8 protein-coding genes and 1 other RNA gene are annotated in these 20,455 nt (G+C 45.1%); 4 read left to right on the top strand and 5 right to left on the bottom strand.

Annotation, left to right across the window (positions count from 1 at the left end; all coding sequences use genetic code 11):
* Positions 1–28 precede the first annotated feature (28 nt).
* The 4 genes from OP864_RS03635 to OP864_RS03620 are packed head-to-tail and all read right to left on the bottom strand — an operon-like array spanning position 29 to position 4,800.
* A complete protein-coding gene (locus OP864_RS03635; protein ID WP_270099938.1) occupies positions 29–1,186 on the bottom strand; it encodes a restriction endonuclease subunit S in 1,158 nt (385 codons plus the stop codon).
* Positions 1,186–2,646 (bottom strand): type I restriction-modification system subunit M, encoded by a 1,461-nt coding sequence (locus tag OP864_RS03630; protein WP_270099937.1) that lies wholly within the window; start codon positions 2,644–2,646, stop codon positions 1,186–1,188. Before OP864_RS03630 ends, OP864_RS03635 begins: the two co-directional genes overlap by 1 nt.
* An 11-nt stretch (positions 2,647–2,657) precedes the next feature.
* Complete coding sequence (locus tag OP864_RS03625) at positions 2,658–3,308, bottom strand: hypothetical protein (RefSeq protein WP_270099936.1); 651 nt, start codon at positions 3,306–3,308, stop codon at positions 2,658–2,660.
* 4 nt (positions 3,309–3,312) lie between these two features.
* Positions 3,313–4,800 carry a type I restriction-modification system subunit M gene (locus OP864_RS03620; RefSeq protein WP_270099935.1) on the bottom strand — a complete coding sequence of 496 codons (1,488 nt, stop codon included), beginning with the start codon at positions 4,798–4,800 and terminating at the stop codon, positions 3,313–3,315.
* 796 nt (positions 4,801–5,596) lie between these two features.
* On the opposite strand from OP864_RS03620, the gene OP864_RS03615 reads away from it, so the two are divergent.
* Positions 5,597–6,058, top strand: a complete 462-nt coding sequence (locus OP864_RS03615; RefSeq protein WP_270099934.1) for a hypothetical protein — start codon at positions 5,597–5,599, stop codon at positions 6,056–6,058.
* A gap of 212 nt (positions 6,059–6,270) precedes the next feature.
* Here OP864_RS03615 and ssrA read toward each other — a convergent pair.
* Positions 6,271–6,660, bottom strand: a transfer-messenger RNA (tmRNA) gene (ssrA, locus tag OP864_RS03610).
* Between the two features lie 213 nt (positions 6,661–6,873).
* On the opposite strand from ssrA, the gene OP864_RS03605 reads away from it, so the two are divergent.
* From OP864_RS03605 to OP864_RS03595, 3 genes are all read left to right on the top strand, one after another.
* On the top strand, positions 6,874–8,085 hold the full coding sequence (locus OP864_RS03605; protein WP_015691367.1) for an NAD(P)-dependent oxidoreductase: 1,212 nt from the start codon (positions 6,874–6,876) through the stop codon (positions 8,083–8,085).
* Positions 8,085–8,768: a methyltransferase domain-containing protein gene (locus tag OP864_RS03600; protein WP_270099933.1), complete on the top strand. Its 684-nt coding sequence runs from the start codon at positions 8,085–8,087 to the stop codon at positions 8,766–8,768. Before OP864_RS03605 ends, OP864_RS03600 begins: the two co-directional genes overlap by 1 nt.
* 1,024 nt (positions 8,769–9,792) lie before the next feature.
* Positions 9,793–20,169: a T9SS type B sorting domain-containing protein gene (locus OP864_RS03595; protein WP_270099932.1), complete on the top strand. Its 10,377-nt coding sequence runs from the start codon at positions 9,793–9,795 to the stop codon at positions 20,167–20,169.
* The last annotated feature ends 286 nt before the right edge of the window (positions 20,170–20,455 follow it).

Below are 20,455 nucleotides of genomic sequence, written 5' to 3'. Positions count from 1 at the left end.
ATACAGCCATAAGCCAAATTACTCCAACTTAAAATATCTGATTAATCAAGGACTTTTGTAAGGATTGGGAGTGAGTGATTTGAGATTTTACTGATTTAACAGTTTGATCAATAAAGTATAATTTAGTAGAGAACTTTTTTTGTTCATTTAGAGGTATAGATGGTATCTTTAATTTCTTTATCAAGGAGGCACTAATGTTAGGTTGTGCAGATCCTACAGATAGAGAGATTAACCTTTTTCGTAAGGCTAATAGGTAGTAAAATAAAAACCAAGTGTCTACCTTTTCAAGGTTAGGTATAATAGCACAACATGCTTGATTACAGGACATAGTATTGTTAATAACTCCTAGTTTTCCTACAGTTGCTCCATACATTGCTAGGAGAATTGTATTCTTTGGATACATTTTTGCGCTTGAATTTTTAAGCCCTATTTCAGTTATTTTTTCTTCGGTATCATATATTATTCCGTCATTTAGTTCTTTAGTTTTTACCCAGTGTATTTCTCCTTGTTCAAAATATATTTTTGATTTTTGCCGACTTGGAGTTCCTCCTGAAGAAATTTTTAGGCTTAGATTTTCTAGTAAGTCATATGACCGCTGTCTTAATTTGCGCATTTCATTAAACATAGTTGCTTTAGTCACCTCCAACCGCTCCAACACCCCCTTCTCCCTCTCCACCACAGCATCCATCGCCCAAAGCAATTCCGCCAAACGACCCTGCTCCTCTAAAGGGGGGAGGAGGAATTCGTAGTTGGCGACATCTCGCCATCTCACATGAGGATTAGTAGATCCAATAATAGCAGATGTTGTATGATTATAAAAAGCTTGACTATGAAAAAGGAATGGAATGAAACTAGGGTCAACTATACTGTTATTTGGTTCTAATGTTAATGTTTTTTCTCCACATATACCATCAAATGAGGCTAAAGCGGCTCGTCGTAAATGTGGATTTCTAGTAGGGTAAAGTATTTGTCCTTTTCTGAAAATTTTGTAGAATGTTGGAGGTAACTCAACATTTCCCTGATCTTCCCAAGAATAAATATGTAAAGTTTCTACATTAAGATTTTTTACTCTTAAAAAACGAGTAAAGCGATTTTTGGCATTTTCCTTATCATTTTCTTCTTTTTTAGTAACAACATCTCCTAGCTTTACAAACCTCCAGTTCTTTTTATCCACATTTAATTTCATTATAGTTCATTTAGCAATTTAGTCATATGATCTTTTAATCTTTCTCCAGATACATTCCATTGTTTATAGGCTTCTGATAAGGACAGAATATTATCTTCGACAAGACGAGATGATTTGACATATTTAGTTACAAGAAGAGAACCATCGTTTTTCAGAATTTCTTCATTTGTTACAACTTTAGCGAAACCATCAACATCCTTGTAATCTTTATATGCCTTATATATATTGTTAATGTGTTTGTCAAGGAGATATGAGATAGTTTTTTCGTCTTTTACTTGGTCAAATGCATTGATGAATAAAATTTTTCCAATTTTCTTTTTATCCTTATTAGTTCTCCTAATTAACAGTGCAGATTCCATTGATGAATTGTAAAATAAATTTTTGCCTAAAGCAATGATACAATCTATAGTATCGGTCTTTATCATTTCCTTACGCATCAACTTTTCATTATCACGAAATAATATACCATGAGGCCATAAACATATGGAACGGCCATTGTCCTCATCTAAACTCTGCTGAACATGCTGCTCAAAAGCATAATCCGCACAACCCTGCGGCGGAGTCCCCCAGATATTACGCCCCCAAGGATCATTCTCAAAGCTAGAACGATCCCATTGTTTGATGGAATAAGGCGGATTGGCCAGAATTACATTAAATTTTTGCAGGGCATCATCTTGCATAAAGGCAGGATCAGAAAGGGTATCTCCCCGCACAATATGAAAGTCCTCTATCCCATGCATAAACATATTCATCCGAGCAATCGCAGAAGTAATGAGATTGATCTCTTGCCCGTAGAGCTTGAGGCTACGGTATTCTTTGCCTTCAGATTTTAGATGTAGGGCACAGTTCAATAAGAGTCCCCCAGAGCCACAGGTAGGATCATAGACGCTCTCCCCAGCTTTAGGATCCATAATCAAGGTCATCAACTTGACTACCGTACGATTGGTATAGAACTCTGCTGCAGTATGTCCACTATCATCAGCAAACTGCTTGATGAGGTACTCATAAGCATTCCCCAATTTATCATCGGAGACGTTTTTCATGTTCAGCTTTTCCTGCGAATAATGCTCAATCAGATTGAGCAAGGTTTCATCACTCAATCGGTTTTTATTGCTCCAGTTGGCATCTCCAAAGATGCCATAAAGGGTATCGGGATTGGCTTTTTCAATCTCTCGCATGGCTTTTTGCAAAGCAAGACCTACATTCGTTGTTACAGCTCTCACCTCTTTCCAATGGGCCCCTTCGGCCAACTGAAAGCGGTGGTTTTCTGCAAAGGCGGCATATTCCAAATCCCCATCACTTTCTGCTAGGGCTTCTTCATATTCCTCATCCCATACATCACAAATTCGCTTGTAAAATAATAAAGGAAAGATGTATTGCTTGTAGTCCCCCGCATCGATGGTGCCACGTAGGTAGGTGGCCGCACCCCAGAGATATTTTTCGAGTTGTTGTTGGGTCATGTTTATATTTTTTAGCCTACCATAGACTTTGTATGTTCTTTCAATCGATCAAACTCTTCTTTCTTGATTTTGATCAGCTTTGCTTCATTATCATGATAATAGTTAAGATGCTGTCCATCAGTTAAAATATACATCTCAACATAGGGGAGAGAGGCGGCTTTTTCAATGTTAGCCGCTAATTGTTTTTCAGAAATATTTTTACCAGACAATACAACTATTTGATACTTTAAGTCTTTAGATGCCTTTATTGTCTGTTTGCTCTCCCAGTTGATCCAAAAATCTGAATTCTTCTTATGGATTAAGTTCTTAATAAGCGTATTTTTCGCTTCTAAATATTTTGATAGATCTCGTTTCCAGCCCAAATCAGTTTTAAGATCAAAATAATTAGTTAAAACATTCTCTTTTAAAATCATTAAATCGGGCCTGAAACTAGTAGATTTTTTGTGTCTAGAAAACCTAATCGTAGTGGTTTTGTCCACAATAAAGTGCAATGATTCATCATCAAGTTGTTGGGCAATGAATAGCGCAAAAAGGTCTTCTGCACTTCCTGAAATGGAATGGCTAAGTCCCCGAGTTATCCTATAGCCTCCATCTGTATGAATGAGGTTTCTGGCTTTCTTATATTCTGCGATAATTTTATCTATAAATTCTTGATTAGTCATTTTCTTAGAGGAATGTTTTCAAAATCTTCTTAAAATGTTCTTCCGCATCTAAACTCTCTTGCCAAGCCGTTTTTAAATCAGCCATAGCTTCTTCCACAGAAGGAAGGTTGTCTTCAATGATTTTTTCGACATAAAGCGGAATGTTGAGGTTGTAGTCATTCTCTTTGAGCTCTTCCATACTAGCCACTTTTACATAGTTTTCTACATCCTCATAGTCCCGATACCAAGCAAAGAGCTGTTTGATGTGCTCCTGATCTAGAAAGTTTTGCGCTCGACCTATGCGGATTTGATCTGAACCATCTATAAAGATGACCTTGTCCTTTTTCTTTTCTTCCTTTTGAGCCTTGAAGACTAAAATACAGGCCGCTAGTTGCGTTCCATAAAAAATATTTGCCCCCAAACCAATTACAGCTTCTACTAAGTCCTCTTCTAAAAGTACTTTTCTAATTTTACCCTCACTGCCTTTTCGAAAGAGAACCCCATGTGGCAAGACTACAGCCATTCGCCCAGTCTTAGGTTTCATAGATTTAATCATATGCTGTACCCAAGCCATATCAGCATTCCCCTTAGGAGGTGTACCCGCTATATTACGCCCCCAAGGATCATTTACCCAGTTTTCAGCTCCCCAAGCTTTCAAAGAGAAGGGCGGATTGGCAATTACACAATCAAAAGTCTTTAAACTATCATATTCAATAAAGCCAGGGGTGCGTAAGGTGTCATCTCGGACAATATCAAAATCCTGAAGACCATGTAAAAACATATTCATCCTAGCAATAGAGGAAGAAGTCAAGTTTTTCTCTTGTCCATAAAGCTTCAATGTTCTATAATCCTCACCCTTTTCTTTTAGGTGATGAATGCACTCTAATAACATTCCCCCCGTACCACAAGCAGGATCATAGATGCTTTCTTTCGCATGAGGATCAATGATCAACCCCATCAAACGAACCACATTTCGAGGAGTATAAAATTCTCCAGCCTTTTTATTGGTCAAATCTGCAAAATGCTTGATCAGATATTCATAGGCTTTTCCTAAAATATCAGCATCTACCAAACTGTTAGAAAGCTCATAGGCTGAAAAATGCTCAATCAAATTGACGAGTAGCTCATCCGATAATTTAGCACTATTAGACCATTGTGCATCTCCAAAAATATCAGAGAGGTAGTCATGGTTGGCCTTTTCAATGCCTCTTAGCGCTTTTTGTATGGCTAGCCCTACATGCTGAGTTGTACCTCTTACATCTCTCCAATGACAACCTTCGGGAATCTCAAAGCGATGAAATTCTGGAAGATTAGCGTATTCTTCATCTCCACCCGATTCTTCCAGAGCTATTTTATATTCCTCATCCCATACATCAGAGATTCTTTTAAAGAAGAGTAAAGGAAAGATGTATATCTTAAAATCAGAGGCATCTACAGGCCCTTTTAAAATCCATGCAGCCTTGGCTAGGTATTGCTCTAATTGGGATTGTGTTATTTCTTGCTTTTCTGACATATCTTTTTTATTCAGTAATTTTTAGGGGCCTATTGTATGAATATAAACAACTAGAAACCATTTTTATAGGATGGCCTTTTGAATTAAACAAAAAAAAGGACAAGCCCCATAGATTTATTCTTTTCAACGAACAATAAATCCTCGAGCTGCCCTACGCCAAATGTAGAAAAAACGGACCGAATACTGCAATAACAAAGCAGGTTTATATCTAGGAATGTACCCTCCCCAATAGCAGCCTCTCCACTAAAAATACTTTGCTATCCTCATTTTAAAAGAAGAATAATAGTTGTCTTTTGGGGCCTCCCGCCTGCGGCGGGCGGTTACTCCCTTCGGTCGTCGAACTGCGGCCTAAAGGCCTTGTTGTCGTTCCGCAGCTCGCTGCTGTTTTGGGGCCTCCCGCCTGCGGCGGGCGCTACGTTCCGCAGCTCGCTATTCGCTCGGCCCTGCGGCGGCTTTGCCGCCTTGGTCTGGCCCTTTGGGCCACTGCTGCACATCGCTAGGCCGAGGCCTTATTTTTCAGGCTATTTGTTCTTTGATATATTTGGGGGATTTTGCTTTTTAACTTGGATTAAGTTAACTTTATGTTTAAGCTATAGGGCTTGGCCCTTTTTTTATGTCTACTTTGTAAGTTTTTTTGTAGTTAGCTGGTTTTTAACTTGTATGGCAAGGCCGTGAAATTGTAGGGGAAAATTCACTAAATAGAAAGAACTGTAAAAGATTATCTTAATTTAGCAGAAGCTCTAAAAACAAACGCTATAAAGGATTTTGAGAGTATCATTTTTAAATTAACAGTAGAATGAAACAGAAAACAATTATACAAGTATGGGGTAAGGAAGGTTGTGGTAAATCAGGTACTATAAAAATTTTAAAGGAAGAATTGATCAAAACCTACATTAACACTTCTTACACCTACACTTTACCATTACCTAATGGGGATGATATTTCAGATGTACTAATTTGTTTAGGTTATAAAGTAGGTATTGAGAGTATGGGAGACTATTTAAGGGCTGGTGGCTTACAAGACCGTTTAAATGATTATGTGTTAAAACATAATTGTGATGTAATAATTTGTGCCAGTAGAGTTTATAATGATGTGTCTAAACATATAAAACATTTGGCAGATACTCACGGATACAGACTAATAAAGGTAACCAATTACAGAGGAGATAACCCACCTTTTACACCTGATGAATTAAATCAGCTTTCGGCTATCCATATAGCAAGTTTGGCTAATCAAATCTTAATAGGCTCAATATAACTGACTATGCAATTATTAAATCGCTATATAGAAAATTATAAAATACTGCAAGATTTTAATATCTAATTTTCGTAAATGGCTTAAATTCAATAAGATAGAGTTGTGAGCTGCCCAAAAAAGCAACTACTAGTTGTAAAAAATGTATATCTTATAAAATACCCCCCCCCACAAAAAAAAGCCAAACCCCTAAAGGTTTGGCTTTCTCTTTTCATCTGTGGAGCTGGAGGGATTCGAACCCTCGTCCAGTCAATGCGCTAATAAGCTTTCTACATGCTTAGCAATAAATCTAAATCTTAAAGTGCGAGAAGTTTTACTGCAGACGAACGCACTTCCAGTTTTCAAAAGTTTAACTACGCCGGTGAAAACAAGCCTTTGCAGCGATCCTAAGGGGTTGTGTTAATGCGACTAGCTGTGTATTAGGCCTCAAGCTAGTGGCGAATTGACTGTTATTAGTTTCCTTTAAAAGGGCCTAATTAGGCAGCCAAAGCATAGTTAGTGTTGCCACTTAAAATTGTTATGCACCAGTTTTAACGAGTGTGAGTACACCTGACTCGGCATGCTTACTTACCAACCGTCCAATGCTGTCGATTCCAGTCAGCCCCAGTGGTAATTGTTTCCCCCTCCTTTCGAGCGGGCGACAAATATAGAACTTTTACAAGAAAGAAAAAGTTTCCAAGCCCCCATTTTTATTTTCTTCGGCTTTCTCTACCGACTATTCATAAGAAGACGGACCGTCTTTTCCTTTTATGCATCCACTTAATTATCTTAAGGACCGAAAAGTTCTCTAAACCACCAAAAAATTTAAAATCTTAGCTATGAAAATCGGAATTATACGTGAAGGTAAGGTCCCACCAGATTCTAGAGTCCCCCTCAGCCCCCAACAATGCAAGGAGCTACTCGCTAAGTTTCCCCAACTCGATATTCTGGTCCAACCTTCTCCCAATCGCTGCTTTAAGGATGAAGAATATGAAGCCGCCGGCCTCCAACTCCAAGAAGATCTTAGCGATAGAGAGCTGCTGCTCGGCGTGAAGGAAGTGCCCATCAATCAATTGATTCCCAATAAAAAGTATTGCTTTTTCTCGCATACCATCAAGGAGCAACCCTATAACCGCAAACTCCTGCAAGCAATTATCGAAAAGAATATTCAACTGCTTGATTATGAGGTGCTAACCGACGAAACAGGCAAGCGCGTGATCGCTTTCGGCCGCTTCGCAGGAATCGCCGGCGCTCATAATGGCCTGATGACTTATGGCAATCGGACCAAGGCGTATAACTTGCCCCAAATGATCAAGTTTAAGGATATGGCCGAGGCTACCGCTTATTATAAAACAGTGAATTGGCCCAATATGAAGGTGGTCCTTACGGGCGCTGGCCGTGTGGCTAATGGCGCTGCTGAGGTACTCGAAAATGCAGGCTTCCAACGCCTAAGCCCCCAAGAGTTTCTGAATAATGCAAGCGAAGGCCCCGTTTTTACTCAGCTTTGCTGTGAGGATTATGTGGCCCCCAAAGCCGAAGGCGCAAATTACGACCAAAGCGAGTTTTTTGCCCATCCCGAACGCTATACCTCCATTTTTGAACCCTATACAAAGGTCGCCGACCTGATGATTAACGGCATTTATTGGGATAATCGCGCGCCCCAGTTTTTTACCGCCGAGCAGATGAAATCCAAGGACTTTAAGATCCAAGTGATCGCCGATGTGACCTGCGATATCGCCCCCGCTGCTTCGATTCCCTCCACGCTTTTTGCAAGCACAATCGCCGAGCCCGTTTTTGGCTATGATCCCCAACAGGCCAAGGCGGTGGCACCCTATGCCCCCGAAACTATCGACATGATGACTATCGATAATCTGCCCAATGAACTGCCCCGAGATGCCTCTTTGTCTTTTGGCGAGCAGTTTATCGCCTCGGTTTTGCCCGAGCTCCTCGGCCTAAAGGATACCAAAATGATCGAGCGGGCTAGCGTGACCCTCAATGGCCAATTAGGTCCTCATTTCCAGTATTTGACCAACTACCTAAACGCTGAATAATGGTTTCTGAAGTATTAAAAATTGAAACACCCAAGGAGGACTCGCACATCAGTAGCCTGCTGCTCAAAACCTATATGGTGCACCCCCTTTGCGAACGCCTAAAACGACCCGAAGCAAAGTCGGCCCTAGAGCTGGGATGCCGATTCCCACTGAGTTTCTTCCCTCTTTTTCATCGCTTCGATTTTAGGGAATTTCATGGGGTAGACCAAGACACAAAAGAGCAGGCGATGAGCAAGTTCTTGGCCCAAAATAAACGCCTGCAAGCCGCCGAACCCCAAAATTTCTACGAAATTTATCGCTCGGTCTTCAAAAAGTTTGGCGCAGATAGTCAGCCCGTTTTGCAAGACCAACAAGCCTTTGAAGCGCTTTTTGAACCCAACCTAAATTGGGAAACTGATGTCTTCGATTATATGAAGGCCCTGCCCGCCGATAAAAAGTTTGACTTTATTTCGATGATTAACCTGCTGCATCTCTTGCCCAATGTGGACAAAATGTGGGAGCTGATCAATCTTGCCTTAGACCACCTCGCCCCCGATGGCGTCCTCTATTTTCGGGTCTTTAAGAGCAAAAATTACAATATCCGAGAGTTTTTAGACCAGGTCCAAGAGCGCCTCGATAAGGGCAGCCTGCTCTTTTATCAACCCAAAGAAGGCCTGCAATATTTCAAATTACTCTATTATTAGGGCCATAATTTAAGCCCCATTTAGCCAGTAGAATGATGTTCTGCTGGCTTTTTTTATGTGCTGAAGGGCTGTTTGGGGGGCCTCCTGCCTTCGGCAGGCGCTACGTTTCGGGGCTCGCAGGTCTGCTCGGCCCTGCGGCGCTTGCAGCGCCTTGGTCTGCCGCTTCGCGGCCCCCCTGCACATCGCTAGGCCTGCGGCGGCTTCGCCGCCTGCTAAACCGCCTAAGGGGCCAATTGTTACTAATAAGTTAAAGTAATGACTTAGTGAACTTATTACTAAGGGCCAATGAGCTAACTTTTTCTTAGCTCAACCTAGGGTTTGGCTAGCTCCAGCTAATACTTTCCTAGCTCGACCTAAGGCGCCACTAGCTCGACCTAGCTTTTTACTAGCTCCAGCTAAGCGGCTACTTCCTAAATTGAGGGGAGGATTCAGGATGTTGTGTATTAGAATAAAATTTGGGCCTTTAGCTGCTTAGGATTTGGCCAGTAGTCGCCTAGGGGCTTGTCCCTAGGCAGTACAAAGGCGAAACACAAAATTTTAAATAGTCTCTATTGATAAAAGGCCCAGGGACTACGTTCTATATAAAACCTTAAGCGGCCAAGGACAAAGGTTTGGCTTTAGTAGAGCAGATGAGCGGCCCAGCGCTGCGCAGCCGTGGCCGCAGGCCAGACCAAGGCGCTGCAAGCGCCGAAGGGCCGAGCAGACTTGCGAGCGGCGGAGCATAGCGGCGGCCAGCTAGGCAAAGCCTAGCTGCCGCGGGCCCCAAAAAAAATAAATAAAAAGAGAAAAGCCCTTGGGGCAAGGGGAAAACAAGGAGAAAATGAAAAAACCGCAAAAAATTGGGCAAAAAATGCCGTGGACTTAACAATATATTTATAGTTTTTACCTTAAAATAATTAACAATTGCTAAAAAAAGCTAAACAAGCCTTCGCTTAGGGAGTAGAAGTCCCTAACTTTGAAGGCCTTTTCCTGTTTAGTGGAATTTGACCAAAGGCAAGCATTACACACTGTAAATGATCGCAAAATGAAGCAGTTTTTTACTAGAATTGGGGGGCTGTTGCTCCTCTTATTTTTGATAAGCTTTAGTGGCTTATCCCCATTAAAAGCCACGCACTTTATGGGCTTTGACCTCACTTATAGTTGTGTGGGGCCCAATCAGTACCAGGTGACCTTAAAAGCCTATCGGGATTGCGATGGGGCCTCTTTGGGGTCTAGTTTTAACATCAACTACCAATCGGCTAGTTGTGGAATCAGCGGGAGTTTGAGCCTGAGTCGTTTGTCGGTAACCGACATTACGCCCCTTTGTCCTTCTGCAACTAGTGCCTGTAGTGGAGGGTCTACCTTGGGGGTAGAGGCCCATGTTTATCAAGGGACCTTGAACCTACCCACAGCCTGTAATGATTGGGTCTTGTCTACCTCTTCTTGTTGTCGTAACAATGCGATTACGAACTTGAGTGGGCCGGGCAGCAACTCGATTTATGTAGAAACGAGCTTGGACAATACGATTAGTCCTTGTAATAGCTCGCCAGTATTTGCTAGTGATCCTACTCCATTTAGTTGTACGGGGCAGCAAGTGACTTTTCAGCAGTTGGCCAATGATGTAGACAATGACTCTTTGGTCTACTCTTTAACAGAATGCCAAACGGCAGCTGGGGCCAATGTAACCTATGGAGGGGGCTTTAGTGGGGCCTCTCCTTTGGATGTGCCTATTAGCCTAGACCCCGCAACGGGAGAAATTAGCTTTACGGCCAACAACCCTCAGATTGCGGTAATTTGTGTTTTGGTAGAAGAATACCGAAATGGCGTAAAAGTGGGTGAGATCGTTCGCGATATGCAGTTTGTGATTCAGAACTGTAGCAACCAATTGCCTACTGTATCGGGCCTAAATGGAAGCACCACAGTTTTTGATACGATGCTTTGTGCTAATAGTCCCCTTTGTTTTGACATTATTGGTGATGATGCCAACCTAGGCGATAACATTACGATGAGCGTAACCAATGCCATTCCGGGCGCTAGCTTCACGCAGCAAATGGTCAATGGAGAATTGGTAGGGACTTTTTGTTGGACGCCTACTGATGCTGATGTGGGGAGTCATACTTTTGCACTTTTGATTGAGGATGATGCTTGTCCTTTGCCTGGGCAGAACAGTAAGGCCTATACCATTAACATCTTGCCCAACCCCAACGACCCCGTCAATGCAGGGCCAGATGTACAACTTTGTTTAGGTGATACGGCCACCTTAAATGCTAGCACAACCGCTAGCAATATTGATTACTTTGAGTGGACGCCCAACTTTACTTTGGGTACGCCCAACCAGGCCAGTACAACGGCCTTTCCAACAACAAATACAAACTATACCGTCACCTTGCACTATACCGATGGCTGTAGCTCTTCGGACCAATTGCAGGTAGATATTTTGGCGGCCCCTCAGGCGGCTATTACCCCTACTTATGCTTCGGTTTGTTCGGGAGCTAGTTTCTTGCTCACGGGCGTATCGGATGCTGCGGGTTCTACCTTTGAGTGGTTTGATCCTAGCATGGCCTCTTTAGGACAGGGCAATGTTTCGGGCACCACTTCTACAATTTCGGTCAATGTACCTGCTGCTGCGGGCATTTATGAATATACCTTAGCGGTAACAAATCCTTTAACAGGTTGTGTACGCACAACAACTGCTCAGTTGGAAGTGGGGACCCCTCCAGTGATTGCCAACTGTGTAAATATATATGTATCGCCTACGGGGACGGCAGCTGCTGCGGGAACGCAGGCTGATCCTACCTCTTTGGAAGAAGCTTTGAGTCGGGCCGCTTGTAATAATAGTGTCCTTAAATTAGCTATTGGTACCTATAATATGGACAACCCTCTTTTCTTGAGCAGTTTCATGACGGTAGAAGGAGGATTTGATCCGGCTAATGCTTGGGAGAAAACATCTTTGGCAGGGGCTACAACGATTAACAGAACTACGGCCAACCCAGAAGGACCTGTGGGTTCTCAGCGTTTGGTCACCTTTTATGGAAATAGCAATACGGGTTTCCGTCTACAGGATTTGACCATTACCACAGATGATGCGAACCAGCCGGGGATGTCTACTTATGGCGTTCACCTTACCTCTTGTTCTGATTACGACATTGTTCGGACGCAGATTCGGGCAGGTAATGCTGGTGATGGCGCTGATGGCGCTGATGGCGCTGATGGTGTCAATGGCGGCAATGGTGGCAATGGAGTAGATGGAGATGATGATGGTTGTGTGCAGCACAATGGTGGAGCTGCTGGTTCTTCTGCTTGTTGTCCGGGTGGACAAGGTGGAGGAAACGGTCAGGCTGACTGTGGAAGCCGCGATGGCCAAAATGGTGCTCCTGGTGGTTGCGGTGCAGCCGCTGGTGGAGCTGGAAAAAACAACCAATGTGATTTTTCTGGTTGTAGTAATGATAACGATGGCAGCTGTTCTGGAAAAGAAATGGATGGCTGTGATGGCGCCAATGGTGTAAATGGTGTAGCGGGAACCAATGGTGTAAATGGTAGTTTGGGAAGTCACACTGGTGGTTTCTTTATTACCGGTGCATCTGGGACCAACGGTACTGCGGGTACAAATGGTACTGGCGGTGGCGGTGGTGGCGGTGGCGCTGCCGAAGAAGGTTCTTTCTGTAACAATGGATCGGGTTCGTCTGGTGGCGGCGGCGGCGGCGGTGGCTGCGGCGGAGAAGCTGGTGTTGGTGGAACTTCTGGAGGGGCTTCTTTTGGTCTCTACCTCTATTTAAATGGAGCCAATGGTCGTTTGAGCCAGAGTAATGTTTTGGCGGGTTCTGCTGGTGCCGCTGGTTTGGGCGGTAATGGTGGTGCTGCTGGAACAGGAGGTGCTGGTGGTATAGGTGGGGTAACTGATTGTAGCATTGGTGGCGGCGGAGACGGCGGAGACGGCGGAAGTGGTGGTCTTGGCGGTGATGGTGGTGATGGCTTCCCTGGAGAAGCTGCAGCTATTCATCTTGCTGGCGGTACGGCTTTATCGACCAATGTATCTAGCTTTGATTTGGCTGCCCAGCCAGTCATCCTGGCTCAAAACGTAAACTGTATCAACACCCCTATGAGCTTTGAAGCTCCTGCTACGGCAACTGGGGCCGGGGTTACTAGCTGGAACTTTGACCCTATTACAGGAGCAGCTACACCAGTAACAAGTACAGACAACCCTGCCAACTTGGTATATACCAACTTGGATCGTTATACTGTAGAGCATGCTGGAGATAGCTATGAAGGCTTTCATAATGTATCCTTCTTGGTTACTCGTCCAGAAATTCTCGTGGCAGGAGCAACAGCCTTGAGTGCGGATACTTTCCAGCTTTGCCAAGGCGATTTTGCGAGCTTTGAGAGCCTACAAAATGCAGATACCTATAACTGGGGCTTTAATGGGGCAATTCCCAACCCCGGTAATGTCATGTCTACCTCTTATACTCAATTTAATGTAGCTGGCTTTTATACGATTACCCTTTCTATTTTTACAGATTGTTGTGGACTCTCTACAGAAGATACCGTCTACCTATATGTAGATCCTGTACCTCAGGCTACTGGTTCTGGAGATGTAACAATTTGTAGCGGAGAAAATACGACCCTCAGTCTTACGGGCTTGACGCCTACAGATAGTGTAGTTTGGAGCCCCAGTACAGGGATTTTGAGCAGTACTGCCAATAGTATTACGGTAGCGCCAAGCAGTACTCAAAGCTATACCGCTACCATTCTATCTGTAGTGGACCATAGTGGTGTTCAAGTTTTGAGCTGCCCTCAAACGGTCGACTTCCAAGTAACTATTGATGGTAACCCTGTCATCAACTTTACGAATACCGACCCTGTTTGTAATAACAACGGACAGATTGATGCTACGGCCACTGGCGGCACCGCCTATGACTTTAGCTGGTCTACTGGACAAGTGGATAACGCCGTGAGTAGTTCAAGCCTTTTGACTATTCCGACTGGTGTTTACTATTTGACCGTTACCGAGAGTACTACAGGATGTAGCAGCATAGATAGCAGTTATTTATATCCTGCACCTACTGCGCCAGTAGTCTTTTTGCAATCGAGTACGCAAGCAGGTTGTTCAGCCAATGATGGTAGTGCGACGGTTGCTGGAACAGGGGGAACTGCTCCTTATAGTTTCCTTTGGTCTAATGGAGGAACAACCGCTAGCCAGAGCAACCTTGCTCCGGGCAACTACTGTGTGACCATGACTGATAATAATGGATGTACATCTTCTATTTGTTTGGACATTGTTCGTCCGGACCAACTACAAATGGCTGTCGTCTCGCAAACTGGTCCTGCTTGTGGTACCTTAGGTGCCATAGAAGTAGAAGCATTGGGTGGAACAGCTGCTTATACCTATGATTGGTCTAATGGAGGAACTACAGCGGCTATTACTGGCCTTAACTCAGGAACCTATGGCGTGACGATTACAGATGCCAATGGTTGTACTGCCGATACGAGCTTGAACATTACGGCAAGCAATAATCCTCCTGTTTTAGCCCTCAATGAAGTAACTCCTATTGCTTGTAATGCTGATAGCGCTACTTTAGCAACAGGAACAACACAGGGAACAACTCCTTATACTTATACTTGGACAGGAGGTTCTTCTTTCTTGTTTAGCAGCTCTGCCGATACAGTATATAATGCTGCAGCAGGAACATACAACTTGATTGTAGAAGATGCTGCAGGTTGTAGAGATACAGCCAATATTGTAGTCACTGAGCCTGCTGCCTTGACGGTAACTACTGCAGTGACCAATGTAAATTGCCATGCAGGAAATGATGGTAGCTTGGCTACAACCGTATCGGGGGGCACTGGAACTTATACTTACCTATGGGATGACGCTTCTGCTCAAACTACGGCAACGGCTAGCAACTTAACTGCTGGTACATATTGTGTAACTATTACAGATGCCAATGGTTGTAGTATTACAGACTGTGGCACTGTAACAGAGCCTGCACAACCCTTAAGCGCTACTTTAGCAACTACAAATGCTAGTTGCAACGGCTTTGCTGATGCTTCGGTAAGTGCTACAGCAACTGGTGGCACTACTTCTTATACTTATCTATGGGATGATGCTTCTGCACAAACAACAGCTACGGCTAGCAACTTAAGCGCGGGTACATATTGTGTAACTATTACAGATGCCAATGGCTGTACCTTTACAGATTGTGCTACTGTGACAGAACCTGCGGCTATACAAACAGTCATGTCAGGGACTAATTTGAGCTGTGCAGGAGACAATAGTGGAACAGCTACTGTTGCTGTGAGCAATGGAACACCACCTTACATTTATGCCTGGGATGATGCTTCTGCTCAAACTACGGCAACGGCTACTGGCCTAGCTGCTGGCACTTATACCGTGACGGTAACAGATGCCAATTCTTGTTCTGTAACAGATCAGCAAGTAGTGACAGAACCCGCTGCGCTTACGGCTACAACCTCAGCTACTGATGTGAATTGTAATGCTGGAACAGATGGTACAGCAACCGTAGTGGCTGCAGGTGGAACCACTCCTTATACTTATGTATGGGATGATGCTTCTAGTCAAACTACAGCAACCGCAACGGCTCTTAGCGCTGCTACTTATACGGTAACCATTACAGATGCTAATAACTGTAGCATTACAGCAACGGCAACAGTCAATGAGCCTACGGCTCTAGCAGCGACTAGCTCTACTGTGGCTGTAAATTGTTTTGGTGGAAATGATGGTGCTGCTACGGTAACAGCAACAGGTGGAACAGGAACTTATACATATGTATGGGATGATGCTTCTGCTCAAACAACAGCTACGGCTACTAACCTCATCGCAGGTACATATAATGTAACGATTACAGACGGAAATAGCTGTAGCCTAGTTACTACTGCTACGGTAGCAGAACCTGCCGCAGCCTTAACTGCTACATTATCGGGAACAGATCCTGCTTGTGCAGGAACTGCTACCGGCCAAGCCTCTGCAGTGGTGACTGGTGGAACACAGCCTTATAGCTACCTTTGGTCTGATGGACAGACTACTCCTACAGCTAGTAACCTTTTGGCTGGAAACCACTGTGTGACAGTTACCGATGCTAATAGCTGTACATTTACAGATTGCATTACACTTACAGATCCTTTGGCTATTCAGCTGGCAGCAACAGTAAGTGCCGTAAGTTGTAATGGCGGAAATGATGGCGAAATCGCCTTGACGGCATCTGCAGGTACTGCACCCTTTAGCTATAACTGGAGCAATGGAGCAACTACAGCAACTAATAGCAACCTCGTAGCAGATACTTATTGTGTAACAGTAACGGATAATAATGGCTGTACAATTGATAGCTGCTTTATCATTACTGAACCTACTGTTTTGGCCACTTCAGCTATGCTCGCTACTAACCCTAGCTGTTTTGCTGGTTCTGATGGAACCCTAGAGGCCACTGTAACAGGAGGAACTCAACCCTATAGCTACCTTTGGTCAGATAACCAAACAAGCAACCCCGCTACGAACCTTACAGCGGCTGCTTATAGCGTGACCATTACAGATGCCAATGGCTGTGTAGTTACAGATAATGGCACACTGGTAGATCCTGCTCCTATTCAGATCAACTTTAGTACTGTAGCTGTCACTTGTTTTGGTGGTACAGATGGAAGCACTAGCGCTTCGGCTGTAGGTGGGGTTACCCCTTACAGCTTCAACTGGTCGAATGGGGCTACAACAAGCCAAATTTCTAACTTGGCTGCCGGTAGTTATGATTTAACTTTGACTGATGCTACAGGTTGTACGAATACTGCTTCTGTAGCGGTAGGCCAACCTGCAACTGCAGTACAAGCCAACATTCTATCTATTACACAGCCTGGTTGTGCTGGAGATAGTACTGGAATGATCGACGCCGATGCTCAGGGTGGTACGCCTAACTATACCTTCTCTTGGTCTACAGGGGAAACAACAGAGGACCTCTTCAATTTGGGGGCAGGTACTTACACCCTTTTGGCTACAGATAGCCGAGGTTGTTCAGATACTGCGGTTGCTGTTTTGTTGCAGCCAGCTCCTATCGTGATGACTGTTCAACAATACTCGAACTATAACGGCGCAGCAATTAGCTGCCCCGGTGCAGCAGATGGAGCGGCTCAGGTTACGGCTAGTGGTGGCATTGCCCCTTATACTTATGCCTGGTCTGGCGCCCAAGCTCAAAATGGTACAATTGCTAGCAACTTGGCAGCAGGGACTTATGCCGTAACGGTAACGGATGCTTCTGGCTGTACCGCTATTGATAGCATCAGCTTAGCCGATCCAGTACCTTTGGATGCGACGATCCAGCAAGTGAATGTATTCTGTGCCAATGATTGCGATGGCCAAATTATCGCTACCGCCGTATCTGGAACGGGTACTTTGGGCGTAAATGGCTATGAATACCGCATTTTAGGTCCTGGTCAAACAGGCAATGTGTTTAGCAGCAATAATAACTTTACGGGGCTCTGCGCAGGGACCTACACGGTAGAGGTCCGAGATGGAAACAACTGTGTATTGCCCATTTCGGTAACGATTACGGAGCCTACGGCCATTCAGTTGAGCCTAAGCGATACGGATGTATCTTGTGCAGGCGGAAGCGATGGAACGGCTAGCGTAAGCGCTAGCGGTGGAACGCCTCCTTATAGCTACAACTGGGATAATGGTATGACGGGCACCACTATTACGGGCCTAATGGCCGGTACTTATGAGGTGACGGTCACCGATGCCAATGGTTGTGATATGGTATCTACTACAGAAGTAGAAGAGCCCGCCGCCCTAACGGCTAGCATGAGCGCCAATGAACCTAGCTGTAACGGAAGTACAGATGGTAATGCTACGGTAAGCGTACAAGGTGGAACAATGCCTTATACTTACTTCTGGTCAGATGGCCAAGGAACGGCGACCGCAGTAGGGCTATCGGCAGGAACGCATAGCGTAACGGTAACCGATGCCAATGCTTGTCAGCTCGTAGAAAGTATTGTGATTGGCGAGCCTAGCTTGTTGAGCACAACGATTACGACAAATACAGCCGCCTGTGCTGGAGCGAATAGCGGTAGCGCTACGGCCGTTCCCACCGGTGGAACCGCCCCTTATACTTACCTTTGGTCTGATGGACAAACTACAGCTACTGCAATGAACCTAGCGCCAGGCGCTTACTCTGTGGTGGTGGTAGATAGTCAAGGCTGTTCTGTAACAGCACAAGTTTTGCTACAAAATCCAGATCCTGTAGTATTGAGCTTTGTATCGAGCAGTAACCCTAGCTGTAATGGCGATCAAGATGGAACGGCAACAGTAGTGGCTAGCGGAGGGAATGCTCCTTATACTTATCTCTGGCCCAATGGCGAGACTAGTGCGACGGCAACAAGCCTAGGCGCTGGCATAAATACAGTAACGGCAACAGATGCGAATGGCTGTAGCACGACCTTGGATGTCAATATGGTAGAACCTGCGGCACTAGTCGTCGATACGATTCGAATGACGGCGGTGAACTGTAAAGGGGGAGCCGATGGAACGGCCACGGTCTTCTTGAGTGGCGGAACCCTACCTTACAGCTTTGCTTGGTCCAACGGAATGACGGGCCAAAGTATTAGCGGTTTGGCCGCAGGGACTTATGTGGTCAGCGTAACGGATGCCAATGGTTGTGTGACCAACAGTCAGATTATAGTGACGGAACCCGCTAGTGAGCTAGTGGCAACCCTAAATACTGCGGATGCGCTTTGCTTTGGTGGGGCCTCTGGTCAAATTACGGCTATTGTGAGTGGTGGAACGCCAAACAGCAATGGAGACTATACTTATGCTTGGTCGAATGGAGCGAGCAGCGATGTGAACTCGAACTTGACAGTAGGTAGCTATAGCGTGACGATTACAGATGCTAACGGCTGTTCTCTGGTCCGTACGGCAACAGTAAATGAAAGCTCAGGAATCAGCAGCCAAATAGTGAATGTAACAGATGCTAGCTGTAGTGGCAGCGCAGACGGAAGCGCTCAGGTGATGGCTTCAGGCGGAACAGGAACCTTGAGCTATCAGTGGTCAGATCCTTTGGGTCAGACGACGAATGTAGCGACTGGTCTTTCTGCAGGTACTTATTATGTAAGTGTAACCGACCTTAATGGCTGTACGCAGCTAGATACGGCAGTAGTGGGCGAGGCCTTGGCCTTGAGCATTACGGTAGCAATTGATGATGTAGATTGTTATGGAGCCTCTACGGGTTCGATTAGCATTACGAACTCGAATGAGCCTTTGCAGGCGAGTTACTGGAGCAATGGAGTTGTGGGCACAAGCATTACGGCTGTAGCTGCTGGCCAATATGGCGTGGTGGTCCAATCGATTAACGGCTGTGTGGATAGCTTTAGCTACCAAGTGGGTCAGCCTGCGGAACTAGAGTTGAGCTTGAACCAAGTTCGCGCGGTGGATTGCTACAACAACAGTACAGGAGCTTTGGGCTCTACGGTAGCTGGTGGAACAGCGCCTTATAGTTATCTATGGTCCAATGGGGCGCTAACGCCTACTGTGGATAGCATAGCGGCAGGCAACTATACGCTTAATGTGGAAGATGCTAACGGCTGTAAGGTAGATACAAGCATTAGCTTGGCGAATCCGACGGAAGTAGGTATTGGCAATCTTAGTATTACAGGCGTAGCCTGTGTGGGCGATGCGAACGGAAGCATTCAGTTGGATGGAACGGGCGGATCGACTTTGTTGGGTGGCTATACTTATAGTCTAGATAGCTTGACGTTCCAGGGGGGTAACCTCTTTGTGGGCTTGGAAGCGGGGATTTATCCTTTGTATGTCCAAGATAACAATGGTTGTCTCTTTGATACTTTGGTGACGGTAGAAGCGGCAGATCCCTTCTTTATCACGAGCTTTGGTCCGGCCTTAGATTCGGGTGAAGTGGAGTATGTGCTAGAGTATGGCGATACCTTGACGCTTTTTGCGGACTTGAATGATACGACTGCAGCGAGCTGGTGGTGGACCGAGATTAACGCTGGGGCATTGCTGGATAGTAGTCTAATGGTGGACATTACGCCTTATGAGTCGGGCATTTATCAGTTTACGGCCATGAATGCTTCTGGCTGTATGCAGGATAGCTCGATTGTGGTGAAGATGGAGAAGCCTAGAAATGCCGCTGCACCTACGGCCTTTACGCCGAATAATGACGGGAATAATGACCGCTTCTTTATTCAGGGCGATGAGAAGGTAGAACAGATTTTGGTGTTTAGAGTGTATGACCGCTGGGGCGAGTTGGTGTATGAAGGTGTAGACCTTGATCCTAATGATCCTCAACAGGGTTGGGATGGTAGCTTTAAGGGCAAGCCAATGAATTCTGGGGTTTATGCTTGGTATGCTGAGGTGATGTACATTGATAATGAGACGGAGATTATTCACGGTGCTGTGAATTTGCTTCGCTAATCTAGTAGAGTCATAGATTTTAGGGCTGTCGGTTTTTCCGACAGCCCTTTTTTTATGGATGATGCGCCCCGGAGGGGGGCATCGTAATGCTGGGCGCTTTGGCCTCCAAGGCCAAAGGAGCCCAGCCCCCAGGCGGGGGCTGCGCAGGGGAGGACTAGGCCTGAAATGGAATATATTGAGGGTTAGATTAGCTCAGGTGCAGAGAAGGGGGTGGCCGCCGCCAGCCGCCGGCCGGGCGCGCTTGGCGCGAGCCTGCGAAGCTTGAAGGCGCGAAGCGGCTTGTAGC

This window comes from Saprospira grandis (genome assembly GCF_027594745.1).
Taxonomy (GTDB): Bacteria; Bacteroidota; Bacteroidia; order Chitinophagales; family Saprospiraceae; genus Saprospira; species Saprospira grandis.
The sequence above is the reverse complement of the archived record's forward strand: the minus strand, read 5'-3'. Positions and strand labels throughout refer to the sequence as shown.

Coding starts and splice junctions, on each gene's coding strand:
- OP864_RS03600 (WP_270099933.1), top strand. CDS start 8,085: ATGGTTTCTGAAGTATTAAAAATTGAAACACCCAAGGAGGACTCGCAC.
- OP864_RS03605 (WP_015691367.1), top strand. CDS start 6,874: ATGAAAATCGGAATTATACGTGAAGGTAAGGTCCCACCAGATTCTAGA.
- OP864_RS03630 (WP_270099937.1), bottom strand. CDS start 2,646: ATGACCCAACAACAACTCGAAAAATATCTCTGGGGTGCGGCCACCTAC.
- OP864_RS03615 (WP_270099934.1), top strand. CDS start 5,597: ATGAAACAGAAAACAATTATACAAGTATGGGGTAAGGAAGGTTGTGGT.
- OP864_RS03620 (WP_270099935.1), bottom strand. CDS start 4,800: ATGTCAGAAAAGCAAGAAATAACACAATCCCAATTAGAGCAATACCTA.
- OP864_RS03625 (WP_270099936.1), bottom strand. CDS start 3,308: ATGACTAATCAAGAATTTATAGATAAAATTATCGCAGAATATAAGAAA.
- OP864_RS03635 (WP_270099938.1), bottom strand. CDS start 1,186: ATGAAATTAAATGTGGATAAAAAGAACTGGAGGTTTGTAAAGCTAGGA.
- OP864_RS03595 (WP_270099932.1), top strand. CDS start 9,793: ATGAAGCAGTTTTTTACTAGAATTGGGGGGCTGTTGCTCCTCTTATTT.